General features: G+C 44.5%; 18 protein-coding genes, 4 tRNA genes and 1 pseudogene. 6 read left to right on the top strand and 17 right to left on the bottom strand.

Features of this window, described 5'->3' with window-relative positions; genetic code table 11:
- Positions 1–281 precede the first annotated feature (281 nt).
- A complete protein-coding gene (locus tag ROSEINA2194_RS06705) occupies positions 282–848 on the top strand; it encodes a glycerol-3-phosphate responsive antiterminator (protein WP_007884786.1) in 567 nt (188 codons plus the stop codon).
- Between the two features lie 377 nt (positions 849–1,225).
- Here the strand turns inward: ROSEINA2194_RS06705 and murI are convergent, their stop codons facing one another.
- The 8 genes from murI to ROSEINA2194_RS06675 all read right to left on the bottom strand — a co-directional run bounded on the left by murI (position 1,226) and on the right by ROSEINA2194_RS06675 (position 8,476).
- The gene (murI, locus tag ROSEINA2194_RS06700; RefSeq protein ID WP_044927389.1) at positions 1,226–2,011 is read right to left on the bottom strand and encodes a glutamate racemase; all 786 of its coding nucleotides are present in this window, start codon (positions 2,009–2,011) and stop codon (positions 1,226–1,228) included.
- Positions 2,012–2,158: 147 nt separating this feature from the next.
- Positions 2,159–4,951, bottom strand: a complete 2,793-nt coding sequence (locus tag ROSEINA2194_RS06695) for an AAA family ATPase (RefSeq protein WP_007884783.1) — start codon at positions 4,949–4,951, stop codon at positions 2,159–2,161.
- Positions 4,948–5,076 carry a hypothetical protein gene (locus ROSEINA2194_RS22890; protein WP_007884780.1) on the bottom strand — a complete coding sequence of 43 codons (129 nt, stop codon included), beginning with the start codon at positions 5,074–5,076 and terminating at the stop codon, positions 4,948–4,950. The genes ROSEINA2194_RS06695 and ROSEINA2194_RS22890 overlap by 4 nt, the downstream gene beginning before the upstream one ends.
- Before the next feature lie 37 nt (positions 5,077–5,113).
- Complete coding sequence (locus tag ROSEINA2194_RS22885) at positions 5,114–5,680, bottom strand: exonuclease SbcCD subunit D (RefSeq protein WP_330370325.1); 567 nt, start codon at positions 5,678–5,680, stop codon at positions 5,114–5,116.
- Positions 5,681–5,691: 11 nt separating this feature from the next.
- Positions 5,692–6,105, bottom strand: coding sequence for a metallophosphoesterase family protein (locus tag ROSEINA2194_RS22880; protein ID WP_330370324.1), 414 nt, complete (start codon positions 6,103–6,105; stop codon positions 5,692–5,694).
- A gap of 89 nt (positions 6,106–6,194) precedes the next feature.
- Complete coding sequence (locus tag ROSEINA2194_RS06685) at positions 6,195–7,112, bottom strand: SufB/SufD family protein (RefSeq protein WP_007884776.1); 918 nt, start codon at positions 7,110–7,112, stop codon at positions 6,195–6,197.
- A gap of 88 nt (positions 7,113–7,200) precedes the next feature.
- Positions 7,201–7,923 carry an ABC transporter ATP-binding protein gene (locus ROSEINA2194_RS06680; protein ID WP_007884775.1) on the bottom strand — a complete coding sequence of 241 codons (723 nt, stop codon included), beginning with the start codon at positions 7,921–7,923 and terminating at the stop codon, positions 7,201–7,203.
- A 55-nt stretch (positions 7,924–7,978) separates the two neighbouring features.
- Positions 7,979–8,476, bottom strand: coding sequence for a DUF6106 family protein (locus tag ROSEINA2194_RS06675; RefSeq protein WP_021922386.1), 498 nt, complete (start codon positions 8,474–8,476; stop codon positions 7,979–7,981).
- 132 nt (positions 8,477–8,608) lie between these two features.
- On the opposite strand from ROSEINA2194_RS06675, the gene ROSEINA2194_RS06670 reads away from it, so the two are divergent.
- The 4 genes from ROSEINA2194_RS06670 (at position 8,609) to ROSEINA2194_RS06655 (ending at position 11,641) form a co-directional block, all read left to right on the top strand.
- Positions 8,609–10,630: an amylo-alpha-1,6-glucosidase gene (locus tag ROSEINA2194_RS06670; protein WP_007884772.1), complete on the top strand. Its 2,022-nt coding sequence runs from the start codon at positions 8,609–8,611 to the stop codon at positions 10,628–10,630.
- Between the two features lie 64 nt (positions 10,631–10,694).
- Positions 10,695–10,767 (top strand) — tRNA-Phe (locus tag ROSEINA2194_RS06665).
- A gap of 3 nt (positions 10,768–10,770) precedes the next feature.
- Positions 10,771–10,841 (top strand) — tRNA-Gly (locus ROSEINA2194_RS06660).
- Between the two features lie 158 nt (positions 10,842–10,999).
- The gene (locus tag ROSEINA2194_RS06655) at positions 11,000–11,641 is read left to right on the top strand and encodes an extracellular solute-binding protein (protein ID WP_007884770.1); all 642 of its coding nucleotides are present in this window, start codon (positions 11,000–11,002) and stop codon (positions 11,639–11,641) included.
- A gap of 84 nt (positions 11,642–11,725) precedes the next feature.
- Here ROSEINA2194_RS06655 and ROSEINA2194_RS06650 read toward each other — a convergent pair whose 3' ends face one another.
- The 7 genes from ROSEINA2194_RS06650 to malQ form a co-directional block, all read right to left on the bottom strand.
- Positions 11,726–13,114 (bottom strand): methyl-accepting chemotaxis protein, encoded by a 1,389-nt coding sequence (locus ROSEINA2194_RS06650; RefSeq protein WP_172727058.1) that lies wholly within the window; start codon positions 13,112–13,114, stop codon positions 11,726–11,728.
- Positions 13,068–13,457: a hypothetical protein gene (locus ROSEINA2194_RS20965; protein ID WP_172727057.1), complete on the bottom strand. Its 390-nt coding sequence runs from the start codon at positions 13,455–13,457 to the stop codon at positions 13,068–13,070. The genes ROSEINA2194_RS06650 and ROSEINA2194_RS20965 overlap by 47 nt, the downstream gene beginning before the upstream one ends.
- Before the next feature lie 165 nt (positions 13,458–13,622).
- Positions 13,623–15,371, bottom strand: a complete 1,749-nt coding sequence (locus tag ROSEINA2194_RS06645) for an alpha-amylase family glycosyl hydrolase (RefSeq protein ID WP_007884767.1) — start codon at positions 15,369–15,371, stop codon at positions 13,623–13,625.
- Positions 15,372–15,597: 226 nt separating this feature from the next.
- Complete coding sequence (locus tag ROSEINA2194_RS06640) at positions 15,598–16,473, bottom strand: sugar ABC transporter permease (protein ID WP_007884766.1); 876 nt, start codon at positions 16,471–16,473, stop codon at positions 15,598–15,600.
- A complete protein-coding gene (locus tag ROSEINA2194_RS06635; protein ID WP_007884764.1) occupies positions 16,473–17,846 on the bottom strand; it encodes a carbohydrate ABC transporter permease in 1,374 nt (457 codons plus the stop codon). Before ROSEINA2194_RS06635 ends, ROSEINA2194_RS06640 begins: the two co-directional genes overlap by 1 nt.
- Positions 17,847–17,956: 110 nt before the next feature.
- Entirely contained in the window at positions 17,957–19,246 is a 1,290-nt protein-coding gene (locus ROSEINA2194_RS06630) for an extracellular solute-binding protein (RefSeq protein WP_007884762.1), read from the bottom strand.
- Positions 19,247–19,313: 67 nt separating this feature from the next.
- Entirely contained in the window at positions 19,314–20,810 is a 1,497-nt protein-coding gene (malQ, locus tag ROSEINA2194_RS06625; RefSeq protein WP_021923913.1) for a 4-alpha-glucanotransferase, read from the bottom strand.
- A gap of 234 nt (positions 20,811–21,044) precedes the next feature.
- Here malQ and ROSEINA2194_RS23770 point away from each other — a divergent pair.
- Positions 21,045–22,031, top strand: a pseudogene (locus tag ROSEINA2194_RS23770) (LacI family DNA-binding transcriptional regulator); the annotation flags it as partial.
- Positions 22,032–22,243: 212 nt separating this feature from the next.
- On the opposite strand, the gene ROSEINA2194_RS06620 reads toward ROSEINA2194_RS23770, so the two are convergent.
- Together ROSEINA2194_RS06620 and ROSEINA2194_RS06615 are read right to left on the bottom strand one after the other, a co-directional pair.
- Positions 22,244–22,327, bottom strand: a tRNA-Leu gene (locus ROSEINA2194_RS06620).
- 11 nt (positions 22,328–22,338) lie between these two features.
- Positions 22,339–22,420: transfer RNA gene (locus ROSEINA2194_RS06615), tRNA-Tyr, on the bottom strand.
- Positions 22,421–22,429 lie beyond the last annotated feature (9 nt).

Raw genomic sequence — 22,429 nt, 5'->3', positions numbered from 1 at the left:
CTTAGAAAGCAGACATTGCGATTTCAAAAGACAATGTCAATTGTATTTTGAAATCACGATGGATACTTTCTTAGTACCACTGCCAGCGACAACAAGCGGAAGCGCTCCTGAAAACAAACAGTTCTATTTTTTATTTTATAAAGTTGTTATGCGTGCAATACAGTAGCTCTGGAAATCCGTAACACCACCTGCAGGCGGCAGTTCACAAGTTAAATTCTGGTTTAAATTGAAATATTGCTGTATAATTATAGATAGATAAAAACGAAATGGAGTAATTTCTTATGAAAAAAGAATTTAAAGAAGCAATCGAAGATTCCCCGATCATTGCAGCTATTAAGGATGATGAAGGGTTAAAAAAATGTCTCACAAGCGAAAGCCGTGTCATTTTTATTTTATATGGTGACATCTGCAATATTCCAGACATTGTTGAGACCGTGAAATCCTCTGGAAAAATTGCAATGGTTCATATTGATCTGATCGCAGGTTTAAGTTCCAAAGAGATTGCGGTCGACTTTATCCAAAAATATACCAGAGCAGATGGCATTATCACCACCAAGCCTGCTCTGATCAAACGTGCAAAAGAGCTAGGATTGTATACAATCCTTCGGCTGTTTGTCATTGATTCCATGGCTTATTCGAACATTGAACACCAGCTTCGAACCGCCAAACCTGACCTGATCGAAGTGCTTCCGGCTCTCATGCCAAAAGTACTCGCTAAGGTCTGCAAACTGTCCACTGTTCCTGTCATTGCAGGAGGACTGGTTTCCGATAAGGAAGATGTCATGGCACTGCTCCAGGCTGGCGTGGTCAGCATTTCCTCGACGAATGAGAAGATTTGGTTTTTATAAAAACTCAAAGACATTAAATTCTATCCGTGAATTTCATATCTTTTTTTGCAATGAAAAAACAGCCCTTGCGGACTGTTTTTTCGAGGAGTTTAGTTATGAAAATGTTAATCTATATAAAGGAAAATTGGCATTTTTAGTAAGCACCATTCTGAATGCTTACATCAACAAGTGCTTGTCTGTTGTTCTCTTGTTGATAATAGTAATATACAAAATAAATGTGTACGAATTATGTCGGTTTTCGAAAACATTTCTAAAATTCTGGATAAATTATTTTATAATTCGTTAATATTTTATTTTTTTCTGTTTAGATTTTTTTGTATGATCATAGTCTGCCCGGTATTTTTCCTTTTATACATAACACTTCAATTTTTTATTTATCACATCTTCCTCTGTTCCAGCAGATATTTGCTCAACTCGATCATTGCCTGATCTTCTGTGCTGTTATAAAACTGCACAGTTCCCGGTGTCACAGCATCCGAAACCAGACTATACTCTTTTAATTTATGAAGTGTCTCTCTGGCAGTTCCTGCACCACCGTCAAAAACCGCTACCCCGGAGCCGAGTACTTTCTGAATCGTCTTACGCACCAGTGGATAATGCGTGCAGCCAAGAACAACTGCATCCACTTTTCTTTCCTGGTACGGTGCAAACAGATTTTTTAAGAAATGTTCCAGTGCTTCCCCGGAAAGTTCTCCGCGCTCTACGAATTCCACAAGTCCCGGACATGGCAGTGATATGATCTCCGCCTGATCCTGAAATTTCTGCATAAGGTTATGGAACTTTTTTTCCCGCAATGTCATAGGCGTTGCCATGACAAGCACCCTTGAATTTTCTTTTACAGACACTGCCGGTTTTAATGCCGGCTCAATTCCGATGACCGGGATCTCTTTCTGATATTTTTCCCTTAAAATGTGAATCGCTGCGCTTGTCGCCGTGTTGCATGCGACAACCAGTGCTTTTACATTCCGCGACCTTAAGTACTCCGCATCTGCCAGTGTGAGTTTCCGCACTTCCTCTAAGGTCTTTGTTCCATAGGGCGCATTTTTTGAATCCCCATAAAATATAAAATTTTCATTTGGCATCAATGCCACCAATTCCCGAAGTACGCTGATTCCACCAACGCCGGAATCAAATACTCCAATTGGTCTCTGCATTTCGTCCATATTACGATTTCCTGCTTTCTTTTCTTCTATTTTGCAAACACCGCGATCTGTTCTTTCCTCGTACTGATTACTATTCCAACAAGGCACCTGCTCGAAATGTGCTTTTTACTTACCTGCTTCAGTTGTGCCTATTACCTATGATAACATTCATTCCGTCCACACAGCCCTGCTGCCCTTGTCCGTACGGCTGACAACGAGTTTACGGTCGATCTGTTCTTTCAGTTCCGTCACATGGGAGATGATCCCAACCATGCGGCTGTCACCGGCAAGTTCCGCAAGCACCTCGATCGCCTGCTGTCTCGACTGCGCATCCAGAGAACCAAATCCCTCATCGATAAACATCATATCCGGGTGGATCGCCCCTGCGCTCCGCTCCACGATATCGGACAATCCGAGTGCCATCGCAAGTGCTGCCAGAAAAGATTCCCCGCCGGACAGTGTTTTCACGTCTCGCTCGCTGTCCGTCACAAGACTGTAAACAGAAAGATCCAGTCCCTCGTTTGTCTTTCTTCCCGTGTTCGCCTCTTCCTTTAATTTAAGAATAAACTGATGATTGCTCATCGTCAAGAGCCGCTTGTTTGCTTCATGGATGATCTGTTTAAAATACTGCCTCTGGATATAAGTTTCAAAATCGATTTTCGCAGAACCGGAAAGTCTTCCGTTCGCTGTCTTTGACAGACTTTTGATGACCTGGTCTTCGCTCTCCAATTTTTTTCCCTTTTCCAGATAGACGGCACAATTCTGCAGCACTGACCTGTCATTTTCATATGCTGTGTGCAGCTCCATATACGTTTTTTCCGTCTCTTTTAATGCCTGCTTTTCTGCTTTCAGCTGCTCATTTAATTCCGCCGTATCAGTATATGTTTTTCCGCTGACCTGTTTCTCCAAAAGTTTCTGCTCACTCTGCTGTCTTAAGCACTGAGACTCATACTCTTTCTCTTCCCGCTCCAGTTTGGATCTGCTCCGCTCCGGCAGGATTGCAAGGTGGTATGTTTCTTCGGAAACAAACCCGGATTTTTCCAAAAGTTTTGCATATTCTTTTTCCGTTTTTACTGCAAGCTTTTTTGCCGTTTTCTGATTCTCTTCCTCTGCGAGCTTCTGTCCTTTTAACGTGTTCATCGCTTCTGCCAGCTCCGACACTTTTTGCCGTTTCCTCTCTATCTCCTGCTCTGCCGCCGCCAATGCTTTCTGCATTGCGGCATACTGTTTTTTTGCTTCGGCAAGAGATGGATACACAAGCTTCTCACGGATCTGTTCCGCTATTTTCTGCAGACTGACATAGTTTTGCTCTGCTTCTTTTCTCTGCTGTTTTGCAATCGTCTGTGCCAGTACAAAATCAGCTTCCTCTTTCTCGACTGCCTGCGCAAGCTTCTGTTTTTCTGTTTTCTCTGCCTCAAAAGCAGCATACGCCAGATCGCGCTTTTCTTCCGCAGCAGCCCTTGTCTTTTTTGCCTGCTCCACTTCCAGTTCTGTCACCGCATGGTCAGGAAGCTTCGCCGGATCCGGATGAACCGTTGAACCGCAGACCGGGCATGGACAACCCGCGCTCAGATTTTCTGCCAGGATCCCTGCCTGTTCTTTTAAAAAGGCTTCATACATATGTTCATAATGCTTTGCCGACTCCGAAGCGCTGAGAGATGTCTGCTCCCAGTTTTTCTTCGTTTGCTCCACGACCTGCTCCTGCCGCTTCTGCTGTTCTTTTAATGCAGCAATCCCAGCCTTTTTCTTATGGAATGACTCCTCTGATGCTTTCCCGAGGTCTTCCCACACCTTTTTGGCCTGCTGCTCCTCTGACCTTGCATTCTGCAGTGCCTCATAAGACGGGAATGACTGCTCTAACGCAAGCATTTTTTTCTGGATGTCTGCCGCTTCTCTTTTCTGTTCTGCCTCTACCTCCTGCAGCTGTGTCTTTAATGTCTCGAACATCTCCTGATTGTTTGTCAGTGTTTCCTCCATTTTTGCAATCGCCTGTACCGACTGCTCCACTGTCTGCTGCTGTCTGAGATTCTGCTGCTCCGCCACAAGCACTTTATCCGCTTTCAGCGCATTCTCAATCTGCTGCCTGCGCTCTTTCGATTCCACCTGTCTTGCTTCCAGCTCTTTTCCATTCTGTCTGATTTTTTCCAGAGAAACAAAAAGTTTATTGATTTCCTCATACTTTGTGATCTTTTTATTCAGTTCCTCCACATTTGCCCTGCGGAGATTCTGCTCTTTTAACGCATCCTTTAATCGTTCCCGCAAACGCTCCACAAGTTCATCCAGCGGTAATTCTTCACTTTCAGGAAGCAGAATGATCCTGCTTTTCTCCTGCTCAAATGCCCGGTCGTTCTCCTGTATGCGCTCATCCATCTCCATGGATTTTCTTCTGAGATTTTCCTGGATCTTCCAATAGATGTCTGTCCTGAATAATTTGGAAAAGATCATTTTCCGCTCGTCCGACTTTGTATACAGGAGTTTTAAAAAATCTCCCTGTGCGATCATCACGATCTGCGAAAACTGGTCTGCGGTAAGCCCCAGGATTTCAATAATTTTTGCATCGGTAGCATTTTTCTTTTCCGGGAAAACAGTTCCATCCGGCATGGTAAGTTCGACACTGTGTGGTACTTTCTGCTCCCTGATTTTGCCGTTTTTCAGTGTTTTCGTAATCTTATAGTCCGGGTTTCTGCGCACGCGGTATGTCTGTCCCCGGTATAAAAATTCCAGTTCCACATAGGTTTCCGTCTCCGGCTGGGCATACTGGCTGCGCATCATGTTTCCGTTTCGCTCACCGCCGCTGGTCTGATTGTAAAGTGCGTAAGTGATCGCATCAAAAATGGTTGTTTTTCCTGCTCCGGTATCTCCGGTGATCAGAAAAATCCCCTGCTGCTGCCCGGTAAAATCAATGACATTTTTTCCCGCATACGAACCAAATGCCGACATGGTAAGCTTCAAAGGCTTCATTCTGCCACCTCCTTTTCCCCGTTTATCACAGTGCGGATCACATTATCCTCATCCTCCGTCATCGCCCTTCCGTTCATCTCCTGAAAAAAGGTCACAAACGCATCATAAGGATCGAGGCTCTCCACTTCCTCTTCCGAAAACTCCAGAATCTTCCTTGTCCTCTCATTGTCTATTTTTTATCTCCAGAATATGGTCATAGACCTGTTCTAACTTTTCTTTCGGCTGGTACGCTTCCACCTCATCTGTCAATGTAATGCTCACATAATCGTGACAGTTGTCCTCTGCCGCTGCATTTAAAATCCCATCCAGATGTCCGATCATTTTGCGCACCCTGCGCATCGGCGTAAGCGGCAGTTCTGTGATATGCGGCTCGCTTCCTTTTTCCAAAAGTTCCACCATCGTCACGGTCTTTTCATCGCCTGCCTCGCTCACGGAATACTGTAACGGTGTTCCACAGTAACGGTTCTGTACACGCCCTATTTTCTGTTTTCTGTGAATGTGTCCAAGTGCTGCATAATCAAACGGTTCTAAAACCGCTGTATCCACATTTTCAATCCCTCCAACCATGCGGATCTCGGAGTCTGAAGTCTCCGGCTCCCTGCCCGCAGCAGTATAAAACTGATGGCTTACGATGATATTACGCTTTGCAGTGTCGATGTTCTCCCGCTCTATGACAAGCCGGACAGCCTCATCATAAGTCGTAATATCGCTATCGTTCAGATTTCTCACATAGGAAGGCTTCACAAAAGGAAGCAGGTAAATGCATACCTCGCCGTATGCATCAAAAAACTCACTTTTCTGATGGTCTCCTCCCGGGTAAGCGGCGGCATTCCTGCGATCATTACTCTGTGTTTTGCCAATATGTCACTCGCAAAATCAATCCGTTTCGCACTGTCGTGATTCCCTGCAATGATGCAGACTGTCACTTCCGGCTCCAGATCGTTCAGTGCTGTCAGAAACTCATCAAACACTGACACTGCCTCCGCTGACGGCACCGGCGTATCATAGACATCCCCTGCAATGAGAACCGCATCCGGCTTCTCGCGTTCTGCCAACGCCACGATTTTCCCTAATATGTCCCGCTGTTCTGCGATCATATTGTAATGATGCAACTGCTTTCCAATATGCAGATCCGACAAATGAAAGAATTTCATGTTCCTCTCCTTTTGCTCTAAGCTGACGTTTCCTATTACAGAAAAAGCCACAACAGACAACTGTTTCCATTGTCTGCCATGGCAGTCTGTTATTTCAAAAATCCGTTGATGATCTGTTCCTCGGCTTCTTTTTCCGTAAGTCCAAGTGTCATAAGTTTGATCAGCTGCTCGCCTGCAATTTTACCGATAGCTGCCTCATGAATGAGGTTTGCGTCAATATTATTGGCGGTAAGCTGTGGGCTTGCTGTCACGCATCCATGATCCATAATGATCGCATCGCACTCACTGTGGCCTGCACAGGCTGCGTTTCCGTTCATAATAGAGAAGAATTCCTGTCGGGATTCTCCCTTTGCCACCGAACGTGACACCAGATTACAGCTGCAGTCTTTTCCGTTCATATCGATTGCAAAATCTGTCTTGGCATACTGTTTTCCGTGTGTCATGATCTTCTCATGCACTTCTAAGGAAGCTCCGTCTGCAAGATCTCCTTTGGTGATACGGACTGTGGAGTCGATTCCCTTGATCTGGGTTGTCTCCATCTCCATGTGTGCGCCCTCTTTTAAATGCACGATGGTCTGTGGATTCATGACATTCTCACCATTTCCATCTCCCTCACCGTAGTGGCGCTCAATGTATTTTACTTTTGCATTTTTCTCCAGATAAAATGTGTGGATTCCCTCATGCTTGGAAGTGTCCACGCCGCAGTTGTGGATTCCGCATCCCGCAACGATCGTGACGTCTGCGCCCTCCCCAATGTAAAAATCATTGTATACACATTCCTGCAATCCGCTCTCGCTCAAAACAACCGGAATATGAACGCTCTCATTGACCGTTCCCGGTTTGATAATGATGTCAATTCCGTCCTTGTCCTCTTTTGTGACAATATCAATATTGGCGGTGGTGTTTCGTGCAGCCTTTTTTCCATTGGCACGGATATTATAGGCACCTTCCGGAACCTCATGAAGTCCCGCCACCTGTTCTAATAAATTTTTCTGTACTAAATCCATGTTTCTTCCTCATTCTCCTGCTGCTGTTTTCTGTCGATCATCATCCTTTCAGCAGCTCTCTCACTACAAATCTGTTCTGCCAGTGCGGCTATGCTTTATCGATCAACGTCTGGCAGGTCTGTGCCGTATTCAGAAGTTCCGGCAGCACTTCCGCTTTGGTTCCTGTCTTGCGCACCTGTCCGTCTGCAATGACGATGATCTTGTCCGCAATGTCAAGGATCCGTTCCTGATGGGATATGATCAGAATCGTTCCGTTGATCTCATCTCTCATTTTTTCAAATACTTTGATCAGGCTGTTAAAACTCCAGAGGTCGATCCCTGCCTCCGGCTCATCAAAAATAGAAAGCTTCGTTCCCCTTGCAGTGATCATTGCGATCTCGATCCTTTTCAGCTCACCGCCGGAAAGACTTCCGTTGATCTCACGGTCAATGTATTCTCTTGCACACAGACCTACCTCCGATAAAATATCGCAGATCTCATTCACACTCATCTCTTTGCCTGCAGCGATCGTAATGAGGTCTTTTACGGTCAGCCCTTTAAAATGAACCGGCTGCTGGAATGCAAAACTGATTCCTTTTCTGGCGCGCTCCGTAATGTTTAAACCGGTGATATCCTCTCCGTCTAAAAGAATCTGCCCACTTGTCGGACGGATGATTCCTGCAATCATCTTGGCAAGTGTGGATTTTCCACCGCCGTTTGGTCCTGTGATCGCCACAAAATGATCGTCAATGGTGACACTGACATTTTTCAAAATCTCTTTATTCTCGTTGTTATCATCTACTTCATAGGTGATATTTCTTAACTCTAACATAAATCCTCCACTGTGCAGCCGATAAGCCACAGTATTTTTCGTAATCGCGATCCTGTTACTTTATAACGCTTCTTGGATATTTTACCATGATGGCATTTAACATGTCCTCATCCGGCTCAAACTCATACCTTGTGATACCATTTTCGCCCTTGCAGACTGCCTCATAAAGTTTTGCACCTGCATTGCCGGACGCAATGTTTTTCACTGTAACCGATCTGTCATTCTCATACTTGTAAATGCTGCGGTCACCCTTCGGGGCAATGGTCAGCACATCATCCATACTAAGATAGGCAATTTTCTTTCTCTTTGCTTTATTCCTGATCTTCGCAAATCTCAGGTCGCCATCATAATATGTATACTCATACTCCACTTCACTGCGAAATGCAAACAGATACCAGATCACACCAAAGATGATCGTCGGCACCAGAAACATAACCGGTGATACAAACATGCTAAGTACTAAACAAAGACAGGTTAAAACAAAAAATGCGATCATTCCTGCCTTATGTCCACCCGTTGTTTTTTTCGGAACAATAACTAATTTTTCCTGCATAATCATTTCCTCCAAACAAAATTTCGTAATGATAATTATATACGCTTTTTTCCCTCTGTACAACTTCTTTTTTATCATGTAAAATAAGATAATAGAAATTTTCGTATTTTTTCGTTCAGGAGGAAAAAAAGAATGATCACATATCAGTATACCCAAAAAGACTGGACAACATTCAAAGAAGGGATCAAACGTGAGTGGGCAGTCACCAATGGCATTGGCGGATACGCAGGAAGCTCGATGATCGGCGCACACAGCCGTACACACCAGGGGTACCTGATTGCCAGCCTCCATGCACCAATTGAGCGCTATCTCGTTTTTTCCAAGATCAACGAAACAGCCACTGTCGGAACCAGCACGGTTTCCTTTGAGACTTCCCAGCACTGTGCTTCCGGAAAAACGGTTTACACAGAGGGACAGAAGTTTCTCACTTCCTTTATCTATGACGGAAGCGTGCACTACACCTATGAGACAGACAATTTTTCTTTTGAAAAGCACATCACATTAAAAAGGAACGCCAATGTCTGCGCAGTCGCCTATGAACTGACCGCCGGGGACAGCGACTGTACCTTTACGCTCACACCGCTTTTCAACTACCGCGAGCACAGTGAGAGCAGCACCCCGGACACTTTAAAATTTGAGACATTTACAGAAGACAGGACATTTTATCTTGTTCCGGAAAAAAATAAAGATATTGCCATTCGTTTTCAGACAAGTGAAGGAACTTTTTCCGAACGCGAAACTGTTTATGACATCGACATGCAGTTACAGATTGAAGTGGATCTTGAGACAGATGGGCTTGACTGCCATTACTGTCCGGTTGACCTGTCCATTGCAGTTCCTGCCAACACAACCAAAAAAGTTTCCATCCTGTGCAGTATCGGTGACGTGAACGAGCGTCCTGCCCCTGTGTCTGGTACGGAAGCATTTTCCATTTTAGAGGAAAATGCCCGCTGCCATGCAGAACTTTTTGAAAAAGCCGGATACCACGACTCGTTTGCCAACCAGCTGGTGCTTGCCAGCGACCAGTTTCTGACTTACCGCGAGTCCACGAAAATGATGACCGTTCTCGCCGGACTTCCGTGGTTTACTGACTGGGGCAGAGACACAATGATCGCCTTTACCGGTCTGACGCTCTGCACGAAACGTTTCAAAGAAGCTGAGGAGATCCTTCTGACATTTGCCAGATATATCCGCCACGGAATTGTGCCGAATATGTTCCCGGACGACAATATGCCGCCGCTCTATAACACGGTGGACGCCTCTCTCTGGTACTTTTATGCGGTCTATCAGTACCTTCATTATAACCCGGCTGCCGAGGCGGAAGCTTTTGTAAAAGAACAGATTTTCCCTCATTTAAAAGAGATCATCTCCGCCTATGAAAAAGGAACGGATTTCAGCATTTATATGGAAGACGACGGGCTGATCCACGCCGGAAGCGGACTTGACCAGATCACCTGGATGGATGTCCGCGTCGGTGACTGGGTAGCAACACCGCGCCACGGAAAACCGGTGGAGATCAACGCGCTGTGGTATAACGCTTTACGGATCATGGAATCACTCTGCGAAAAATTTGACGAAGATGCTTCTGCCTACCGCACACGCGCCGAACAGGTAAAAGAATCCTTCAATGCCAAGTTCTGGGATTCCGCCAACCAGTGCCTGTTTGATGTTGTGGATGGTGACGAGCCGGACGACCATATCCGTCCAAACCAGGTTTACGCCGTATCCCTTCCATTTTCCCTGCTCCCGGAGGAACAGGAAAAAGCAGTTGTCGCACTTGTGGAAAAAGAGTTGTTTGTCGGCTGTGGACTTCGCTCCCTCGCACCGGATCATCCGGACTACCATGGCATTTACTGCGGTGCTCTTGCAAAGAGGGACGCCGCTTACCATCAGGGAACTGCCTGGGGCTTTTTGCTCGGTGGATTTTTCAGTGCCTATATGAAAGTGAACCACCACTCCTCCTCTGCTGCCGCAAATGCCGTCCGCATGTTAGAGCCTGTGAGAAAACATCTGACGGATTCCGGCTGTATCGGTTCCATCTCTGAAATCTTTGACGGGGATACACCACACAATCCCCGCGGCTGTTATGCCCAGGCCTGGAGTGTTGGGGAGGTACTGCGCTGCTACTGTGAAGATATTCTTCCTTATTTATAATTTTCATTTTTTGCTTGACAACAAAGGTTCCTTCCTTTACAATAATCTTTGTTGTGAGCAACAAGCCCAGTTAGCTCAGTTGGTAGAGCAAAGGACTGAAAATCCTTGTGTCTCTGGTTCGATTCCGGAACTGGGCATCTGCGGGTGTAGTTCAATGGTAGAACACCAGCCTTCCAAGCTGGATACGTGGGTTCGATTCCCATCACCCGCTTTTTGTGTACAACGAATGTGCTAAGAATGAATCCTTTTCATTCTTAGCATTTTTTATTTTAGATAAACTTTATACTTTTTCCCTTTTAACCTGCTTCTTTCTATGTTATCCTATCATTATCGCGTTAGTAAAGCGCACAGAATTACGGAGGTTTTCCTATGGAAAAGAAAACTGCATTCAAAGACCTTTCCCGCAAAGCAAAGGTGCAATATATCTGGGACTATTACCGCTGGCACATCATTGCTGCCATCTGCCTTGTGGCGTTTGTCATTTCCATGATCGTACATTATGCTGCCTATAGGGAAAGTGTTTTAGATATAGTGATGGTAAATACCCTGAATCCTTATGAAGAAAACGTTTCTTCCACAGATGAATTTTTTGAACAGGAAGGCTTTACAAAGAAAGAAGAAGTTACCGTAGATACCTCCATCACTTTTTCTGATGACGATAATTACTCCACAAACTACTACAGTAACCAGAAACTGACTTTAAAACTTTCTGTCGGTGGTGCCGACGTTCTTTTTGCACCGGAATTTGTGTTCCAGCAATACGCTGATGCCGGAAGTCTTATGCCTCTTACGGATTATTTAACAGCGGATGAATTAGAACAGTACAAAGATATGATTGTCTATGCAACAGATTCCGAAACCGGTGAGACACTCCCATGCGGTCTGGAACTGAACGACAACCAATGGCTTTCTGACTACGGTTACTACACCGGAACGGTCTGCTTCGGCATTGCATACGCAACTGATAACAAAGGGAATGCTGTTGATTTCTTTCATTATGTTATGAACTGAATACCTATTGATAAAAAAATCGTGCAAACATAATACGTTTTTGTTCGCACGATTTTTTATTTCAATTATGATTTATAGTCTCCGTTACTCCAGTTTAAAGCGTTTCACCTCAGTATCAAGCAGATCTGCGATCTCATTGTTATGATCAGCCGCCTTCTGGATATCTCCAACACTTCCGGTAAGATCTGTGGACATTTCTGCCACATTCACAATGCCCTTTGCGCTCTCTTCGACAGCTGCACTGACTGCTGTCGTTGATTCCCTGATCTCGTCCATGGCTTTCTGCAATTCGCCTGCAGCACTTGTGAACTCTTCCATAATGGAATTCATATCACCTGCATCTTTGCTGTAACACTCACTCATTTCCACTAACTGCTGATAACCATCCACAGCAGTTATTCCCGCAAATTCGACCATATTTTCTGCCGCAAGTGCCAGACCATTCACAGCCTCAACTACCGCTGCACTCACTTTTTGTATCTGTTCTGCAGCTTCTGCCGAATTGGCAGCAAGTTTTCCGATCTCATCTGCCACGACTGCAAATCCTTTTCCTGCCTCTCCTGCCCTTGCTGCCTCAATGCTCGCATTTAATGCCAGCAGATTAGTCTGATCGGTGATCTCGATAATATTGGCTGTAAGTTGTGCTATCTTCTGCACTGCGTTGGACTGCTCGATCTTCTCATCCAATGTCCGTGCCATTTCGGCTGTCTGCTCCGCAACCTCCTGCTGTTTATTTAAGGCTTCTGTGCGGACACTGGCTGCCCGCCCGTTCATTTCACCGGAAGAATCTTTCCCATGTTCTGCACGTGCTGCCATGTTTTCAATGGATGTATAAACTTGTCCCACTGAGGTGCTGATCTGCTCCAGTGAAGCGTTTGTCTCCTCCATTGCCGCACTCATTTCCTCCATAGTTGCGGAAACGTCAGTGATATTCACCTCAGCTGCTGCAAGGTTTTGTGCGATCTTTTGTGACGAACCATTTAAATGTTCTGAATTGTCGGAGATCTTCAACATGATTCCCCGTATGTATTCCAATAAAGCATTGACATTCCCTGCAATGAGTTCCATCTCATCTCCACTGTGGATGTCCAGCTTCTGTGTCAGATCTCCCTCATTATGCACGATCTCATAAATCTTGTCGTCCACTTTCTGAAGCCCTCTCGTGATCGTTGAAATAATGATACTGAGAGCCGCTACTGCAAGAACAATGCAGACCACACCGATCTTGATCACTCCCACAAGTGATGCCTCAAGCCGGGCAGTAATATCAGATGCATCATAATCGCACCCCAGAACTGCCACCACTTTTCCTGCGCTGTTTGTGATCGGCTTGTAGACTGTGATCAGGTCTCCATCCTCCGTCTCATCAATATAATCCTGCACATATTCCTGTCCCTCAAATACAGATTTTAACTCCTCATAAGAGTCAGCAAAAGGATCCCCGAGATAACTTACATCCTCGGTTGCTTCCACATCTACTCCGTAATAAACATTTGTCCCATCGGTATATAAAGTATACAGATATGCAATCCCACAGCTGTCCTTCATATTTTTTAAGGTCTGCCAGAACTCCTTTATATGCATCGCTTTCTTCTGCCCCCGGAACGATCTGCTCCACCTCGTCGCCATCTAACATACGAAGTGTCAGATCTGCCGCCATGTCTGCCTCCTGAACGCCCATCTCAACCATGCCGTCTTGGATATGTTTGTAAGAATTTACTCCCATAACCACACAGACAACGAGTACACATACACATACCGGGATCAGTATTTTAAATTTGATTCCCAGCTTTCTTGTTCTGACTTTCCGCTTCATCTATTGTTCCTCCAGATTTTCTCTTAAACACACGCATTTCCACAACACCTGTATTTTCCGTCTTTGATATTACTATTATATACCAAAAAAGCACAGATTCAAGTAAAAATCCCCAATAGATTCTCTCATATCGGGGATTTCTGTTATCCGGAAAAGTATTCTTTTTTACTCTAAGACCACGACCGAATACGCAGGTATGGTAAGCTGTTCTTCATCCAGAACGGCAGCTTCCGTTCCTGTCAGAAGCTCCCCTGCGATCTGCAATGGATATTTCCTGTCTTCCGTTGCTCCGAGAGCTGATTTCCTGAAATCGACCGTCTGTGCCTTCTCTGAAGTATTGAACACCAGCGTCAATTGTCCCTCATCACAGGTTTTCCGGATCACGCATACCGTATCATCCGAAATCCCCTCATCAAATGCGACCTTTCCTCTGGCGATCACCGGATACTCATTCCGCAATGCGATCGTCTGTTTCACAAAGTTATAAATGGAATTACCATCGTTTTCCTGCTCCTCTAAACTGCCATACTTCATCTTAATATCGTCCATATCCTTTGGTCCGTCACACATACCCGTAGCATCGGCATCCGTCGACCAGTACATCGGAGCACGCTTATTTTCATCTTTTCCGGAGCCTTTCATTCCAAGCTCCTCCCCATAATACAAAAATGCACTTCCCGACATCAGAAGATTCATTGCATTTCCAAGCTTTGTCTGCGCTTCACTATAATCGCCGGAATAATAACCTGCGCTCCGCGCCATATCATGATTGGTGTAAAACGGTGCGTCAATGTAAGTATCACTGTAGCTGCCGTAAAGCTCCTGCGTATTGACAAGACTCTTTCCGTAAGCGGAAGCGCCATTGATTCCCTTTACTGTGTCTGCGATGATACCGTCCTTATCCGCAAAAGTAAAATCAAAGAAACTGTCCATGCCACTCTGATAATATTTCGCATAGACATTGTAATCATTCCATGCCTCTCCGACCAGATATGCATCCTCTTTTTTGGATTTCACCATATCATTAAACCAGGTCAGGACTGCAATATTTTTTTCATCTGCGCCCGAATAGAATTCCTTTACTGCATCCAGACGGAAACCATCCACTCCGAGATCCAGCCAGAACTGTACGATCTGCTCAAACTCCGTCTTTAACATTTCATTATCCCAGTTGAGATCCGGCATCTCGCTCCAGAACTGTCCTTCATAATACCAGTCTGTTCCCTCCACCGGATAATAACCGCCTAGTTTTTCTTTGGAAAAATTATAATAATCTACATAAGGGCACTCTGACGCATCTGGTTCTGCACCTTTCGGAAGACCCTGCAAATATTGGTATGCAGTCTGAAACCACTCATGCTGTGAGGATGTGTGGTTCATGACAAAATCGATGATCACATTGATTCCACGCTTATGGCATTCATCTACAAGTGTCGTAAAATCATCCATCGTTCCATACGCTGGATCGATCGCTTCATAATCCGTCACATCATATTTGTGATACGTTGTGGACGGCATGATTGGCATCAGCCAGATACCATTACATCCCAGATCCGTGTCCGTCTCAGGATCACCGTCATTTATATAATCGAGATTTTCCGTCAGTCCTTTCAGATCACCGATTCCGTCCCCGTCACTGTCATAAAAGCTGTAAACAAACACTTCGTAATAAGTACGGTAATTGTCATCGATCACATTCTCTTCCGCCGTATTGACCTGCTGCATCAAAGATAATGCGGTAACTTCATCCCCTTCTTTTTCTGTATCTGCCTCTGTTCCACTCTCCGACATTGTCTCTGTATTATCCACAGTACCTACGGTTCCACTGGTGCTATTTCCACAAGCGGTTGTCTGTACCAACATCATTCCTGCTAACAGGGCTGCGATCAAACGTTTTTTCATTCCTATAACCATGCCTTTCTCATATCATTTAAAGCTTCTCTTCTTCGTATTATACAACAAAGTGTGTGCTTGCGCACACTTTCGCGCACGAGCGGATAGCGTAGCTATATATTCATCTCCGCGAGTTGTGCATCCTCGCGGAGCGTTTTTATATTTACATAAAAAGGGACTGCTGTATCAAGATTTTCACTCTCATACAACAGTCCCACACACAGCCAAAGCTTATCCGCTGCCCGGGTTAACCCTTTACAGCTCCACTCATTCCATCTACATAGAATTTCTGTGTCAGTAAGAACAGAATTGCAATCGGAATGGATACCACAACTGCGCCTGCGGCAAAACAGGTATACCAGCTGTCAATGTATTCTTTTTCAAGCATCTTCCAAAGACCGATAGATACGGTGTAGTACTGTGCATCAGCACGGCAGATAACCTTTGCAAAAATGAAGTCTACCCACGGTCCCATGAAGGATGTCAAAATGGTATAAACAATAATCGGTTTACTGAGTGGCGCGGTAATTTTGGTAAATACCTGCCATCTTGTTGCCCCATCGATGATCGCAGCCTCGTCCAGCGCCTTCGGGATCGTGTCAAAGAAACCTTTTGCAACATAGAATCCAACACCGGATCCTGCTGAGAATACGATGATCAAAGCGATACGGATCATAGATCCCTCTGCCAGTCCAAGAGCCTTTAAAATATAGTAAACAGCGATCATGGACATAAAGGATGGGAACAATCCGAGGATCATTGCGACATTCATAAATGGTTTTCTCATGTTAAAACGCATTCTTGACATTGTATAAGATACTGAAAGTACAAAAATGGTTGAAATGATACATGTAAAAATCGCAATGATAAAAGTATTCACAAACATTTTCGGGAAGTTCAAAATACTTGTATCTGTGAATAATTTCACATAGTTGTTGATCGTATAAGTCTTCGGGAAGAAAGTGGTTACGTAAGAACCTTTCTCACCGCGGAAACTTGTCAGGACTACCCAGAAAATCGGCAGCACCCAGATGAATGACAGGATTGCCAGAAAAATATGGATAATAATATTCACAATTGTTTTCTTTGCTTTTGTGCCAGATGTCACTTGTTTTTTACTCATTACATGAATCCCTCCTCATCTTTGTAGGATGCGGTATTACGATATGTTACCAGCGCAACGATCGCAAGGACAATGAACGTCATAATACCAATTACTGCACCTAAGTTGTAGTAGTTCTTATCAACGGTCAGTTTGTACAGCCATGTAACAAGCAGATCTGTCTTACCGGCTGTTGCATCCACCGGTGTCGGATTACCGCCGGACAGCAGGTAGATAACGTTGAAGTTATTGATATTTCCGGTAAACTGTGTAATGAGGTATGGTGTCATGACAAATAACATATATGGCAATGTGATCTTGAAGAATATCTGGATTGCATTAGCTCCATCAATCTTCGCTGCCTCATATAATTCACCCGGAATGTTCTGTAAAATACCTGTTACCTGAAGTAACGTATATGGGATACCTACCCACAGGTTGATAACGATAACTGTCACTCTGGCCCATGTCGCACTTGAGAAAAATGGAAGTGCCGTATCGATCAGACCATATTTTAATAATAAAGTGTTCACGATACCGGTTGGCTGTAACATACTTCTCATGATCAGCAGGGAAACAAACTGAGGTACTGCGATGGATAATACAAAGCAGAATCTCCAGAAGCCCTTAAAATGTGTCTCTTTACGGTTGATCACGATTGCAAGGATCATACCGAAAATATAGTTTAATGCTGTTGCAAAAATCGCCCAGGTGATCGTCCATGTCAGTACGGAATAGAACTGCTTACCGATACTGTCGTTCAAATTTAAGATTTTCGCAAAGTTTGCAAGCCCAACCCAGTCAAATAATACCAGATGATCATTTACCTTGCTGTAATTGGTAAATGCCATGGAAATATTATAGATCAGTGGAAGGATCGTAAAGATCAATACTCCCATGATCGGCGCTGCAAGTAATAATTTATGTAAATTTTGATCAAACAAACTCTTGAAGTCTTCTTTAAAGGTGTTCAGGTGCTTTCCTGATTTTGCAAGCACTTCTGATTTATAAGAGCTTTTTACTGCCTCTCTCCACACAACGATAAACATCAATGTAATATAAATCGTTGCAACTCCATACAACAGGATCAGGGATGACTGATCACCGGCAGTGTACTCATAGATACTTTTCTTTTCATTCCAGACTTTTTCCTGCTCTCTCCATCCCAATGATGGAAACATGGATAAATTATAAATTCCGGATTGGATCATAAACCATATATATCCAATCTCAACAACCAGGAACATCAGTCCCTTTGCGATCTGTCTGTGTGCGATATTACCCAAGCCCATAATAAGCAGGGAAAGCTTTGTAATGATGTTTCCTTTTGTAACCGCACCGGTCACGGTATATGGATCCGCAAACTCTTTTTTTCTTTTTCCAGCCTGTATCACGTTATGGGCCTCCTTAAAATAAAAATAGATTCCTTAGTATCAAACAATCCTCAGAGCGCTCATGCGCCCCGAGGTTTGTATTTTGCATGTAAGAATCTTCTGTATTCTTTTTACTGTGCTGCGTCTGTGTTCATTGCTGTATTCATATCTGCTGTCTTTTCTGCAGCGTTATCATGTGTGACCTCGCCAGCTACAAGTGCTTTACCCATGTTCTCAGCTGGTGACCAGTAGTTACTCATCTCAGGTACTAATGGCTGCATGATAGATGTGTTGATCATTGCGTCTGCAACTGCTGCTGCGATCTCATCATCAACTGCAATGTTTGTGTTTGTAGGAAGGATGTTTCTCATATCGTAGTGATCTTTCTGAGCGTCCTCACCTGCAAGGTAAGCTGCCAATGCCATAGCAACCTGCATGTTCTCAGCATTTGGGTTTACACCGATTGCTTTAGATCCGATGAAGGATTTCATCTGGCAGTCTGTTCCGTTTAAGTTAAATGATGGAAGTGCTGCAACACCCATGTTGTCACCAAGTGCTTCTTTTACAGCTTCTGCATTCCATGTACCGGAGAATACAGCGTTTACGCTTCCGTCACGTAAACCTGCAAGACCAGCTCCGTCTGCATCATTGATAAAGTTAGGATTTGCAACTACATCAACTAAGTAATCTGTAACAGCTGCTGCCTTTTCTCCATCGAAGTCGATACCTGCTGCTGCGTCTGTACCATCTCCGAATAATGAACAGCCATTTCCAACATAGAATGCCTGAATGTACCAGGAATCAGATAATGGGAAGGCAACTTTTCCTTTCTCCAACATTGTGTCAAAGCTCTTGATATCCTCATCAGAGAATACACTCTTATCATAGTACATGAACCATGTATTAGATGTAAATGGGAATGCTACTACTGCATCATTGTATGTAACAGATGCTGTAATGGAATCGGAGTTTGTGCTTGTTACATAATCAAGATAAGATCCGCCGAGCTCAGCAAGTGCGTTTGCTGCTACTAAATCAGGGATGTTATCGTTTGCCAGCATATAGACATCTGCAGATCCCTCAACGTCTGTTGTGACAGTAGCTTTTGCATCACCCTCTGCACATACACCATACTCAAATGTGACATCCCAGTTTGGATGAGCCGCATTGAATGCGTCACATTCTTTCTGTAACCAGCCTGTATCCTGATCTTCCTGTGGGCTCCATACAGTCAATGTACCGCTCCATGCTTCCTCTTCTTCTTCTGTTGCTGCATCATCAGATGCTGCTGCTTCTGTAGAAGGTGCCGCATCGTTTCCTGCAGTTGTGTTGTCTGCTGCTTCCTGTTTGTCGCCGCAGCCTGCTGTCATTGTAGCTGTCATAGCTGCAACAAGTAATAATGAGATTGCTTTCTTTTTCATTTGATTCCTCTCCTTTTTTAGAATAAGACTTCTATATAAAATGCTTATGCATCTTATAGCGTATTTGTTATCTGCGATATACGGTTGCCAGAGTCCGTATCCATGCTCTCCGTTCTTCGCTCAAAGTATCTTTTCCGATACGCCAGCGCCAGTTGCGTCCCACCGTGGAAGGTGCGTTCATTCTGGCTTCATTTCCAAGCTTCATCAGATCCTGCATCTGGATAATGGCCACATCTGCGATACTTGCGTAGGCTGCCCGGATCAGTGCATCCGGTATTTCTTCTTTATAATGAATGTTCAGATACTCATACAGATATGCCAGCTCGTAATCTGACTTATCCCGGAAATAACCAACGATCGTTTCGTTGTCGTGAGTTCCTGCATATACGACCATGTTCGTGTCCTGATAGTTATGTGGAAGATGCTCATTCGCGGTGTCATCATCAAAGGCAAACATTAAAATCTTAATGCCCGGCCATCCGGTTTTTGTCTTTAACTTTTTCACTCCCGGAAGCCCGCCCTTTGGTCCGATGTCTTCCACGATCACCCGCATATCACCCAGAACCTCTGTCATGGCATCTGTCAGTTTCCTGCCCGGTCCTTTGCTCCACTTGCCATTTCTTCCGTCTTCTGCATCTGCAGAAACGGTGTAATAACGCACCAGACCGGAAAAATGGTCTAACCGGATCACATCAAATAATTCCATGTTCTCAAGCATTCTTGCCTTCCACCATGCAAAGCCATCCTCTTCCATGACGTTCCAGTCATATACCGGACTGCCCCATACCTGACCGCTCTCGGAAAATGCATCGGGTGCTGCCCCTGCGACCACATTCGGTCTTCCATCCGGTTCAAGTAAAAACATCTCACGGTGCGCCCATACATCCACGCTGTCTGACGCCACATACAATGGCATATCACCGATGATCTGGACTCCACGGCTATTTGCGTACTGCTTCAGCTGTATCCACTGCTTAAAAAACTCGTACTGGCAAAATTTGCAAAACATGATGTCATTATGTAATATTTCCTGATACTCTTTCACTGCCTCCGGATCTCTGTCCCTGAGCGGCACGTCCCAGCTCTGCCATTCTATATCTCCAAAATGCCGTTTCAATGCGGTATAAAGAGAATAATCAGACAGCCATCTGTCGCTTTTTTCTGTAAAAACAAGGAAGTCTTCACTCTTCGCAGAAAATCTCGAAAAAGCCATTCGCAAAATCTTGTAACGGTTCTCATAGATGGTTGCATAATCAATATCTGCATCATCCGTTCCCCAGTTAAAACTGCGGATCTCCGTCTCCTGTAACAATCCATCCTTCACCAGATCATCCAGATCAATGAGATATGGGTTTCCGGCAAATGCGGAGTAGGACTGATACGGACTGTTTCCAAAACTGGTAGGACCGATCGGAAGCACCTGCCAGTACCTCTGCTTGAGATCGACAAGTAAATCAACAAATTGGAATGCAGCTTCCCCTAATGTTCCTATTCCATATGAAGATGGTAAGCTTGTGATTGCCAGCAGGACTCCTGCTCCTCTGGTCAATTCTTTTGATCCCAATTCATTTCCTCCCGTTCTGTTGGAATGATCCCGCATTCAAAACCTATACGAATTGTTTCGTGAATTTTCGTATCTGAGGTAATTTTAGTTTATTGAAACGTTTTTGTCAACGAATTTGCAAATATTAATATCGATTTTGCTATTTTTCACGTTTTTATATTTGTTTTTTTGTGTAAAATGACAAGTTTTTCTCGTTTTGTTTCGAAACTTTTTTGAAATCTCTGAGCAGACTGCTTGAAAACAGAAATTCGATTCTATATAATAAGGGAAGTATCGAATAATTATAACAAAGAGGATAAAGACTTGGCTACGATCAAAGATATAGCAAATCGTCTGGGTGTATCCGTCAGCACTGTCTCCAAAGGTTTGAACGGAGCAAGCGATATCAGTGATGAATTAAGACAGATGGTCTTAGATACCGCAGTGGAAATGGGATATGCGACCAAACGATCAAAAAAAGTAGAAAACCGCAAGCTTGCGATTTTCATTGAAAATATGGACTATGAAGCTGCCACACAGTTTGGTTATGAAATTGTCCTGGGATTCAAACAGAATGCGTTCCGCCACAACTGGGATGTGACAGTCATTCCGGTCACACCGGCATTCCAGCTCGCAGAAAAATATGACACCTATATGTTAAAGAATGGTTTCTGTGGAGCCTTTCTCGTCGGCTTCGCCCTTCACGACGAATGGATGAAACAGTTAGAACAAACCACCATGCCGACTGTTCTCTTCGACAATTATATTAAGAAGAATCCGAATGTTGCTTACATTGGAACGGACAACTATGAGGGAATCGATGCGGCAGTTGACCATCTCTACACACTCGGTCACAAAAAAATTGCCTTTTTAAATGGTTCCCTGCACTCCATGGTATCCGAGCAGCGTCAGGAAGCCTACTATAACAGCATGAAAGCACATGGTCTTGAGATCAATGAAGACCTGACCGTTTACGGCTATTATGTGGCAGACAGTGCAAAGTATCACGTTCCTACTTTTTTGGGTGCGGGTGCTACTGCGATCATCTGCGGCAATGACCTGATCGCATCCGGTGTTATCACGGAATGCAAGCTCCGCGGTTTCCGCGTGCCGGAAGATATCAGCGTGGTCGGATTCGATGACATTCCGATCTCCTCCATGCTAGAGCCACCGCTTACCACTATCCGGCAGGAACGCAGTGAACTCGGAAAATGTGCTTATGTCATTTTAAACTCCCTGGTACATCACATTCCAATCTGCCGCACACAGCTCCGTGCGACACTGATCGAACGTGAATCAACCGCAAGATATCAGGCTCCTGTACAAAAAAAAATAAGATCACAGAAAAAAATCCGCCGTCCACAGAATCTGTGGGCTGGCGGATTTTTCTTATCTCAACACAAAAATAAAAAGCCCCAGATGCTGAACGAACTTCAACACTTGAGACCTCTTAATGCCGGCGACCGGAATCGAACCGGTACTGTATCGCTACAACAGGATTTTAAGTCCTGCGCGTCTGCCAGTTCCGCCACGCCGGCATATATGATAATGGGCAGAGGTGGATTCGAACCACCGAAGCAAGTTGCAGCAGATTTACAGTCTGTCCCCTTTGGCCACTCGGGAATCTGCCCATTCTTGTC

It is taken from the genome of Roseburia inulinivorans DSM 16841 (assembly GCF_000174195.1).
Classification (GTDB): Bacteria; Bacillota; Clostridia; order Lachnospirales; family Lachnospiraceae; genus Roseburia; species Roseburia inulinivorans.
This window is presented reverse-complemented; position numbering and strand designations above follow the sequence as displayed.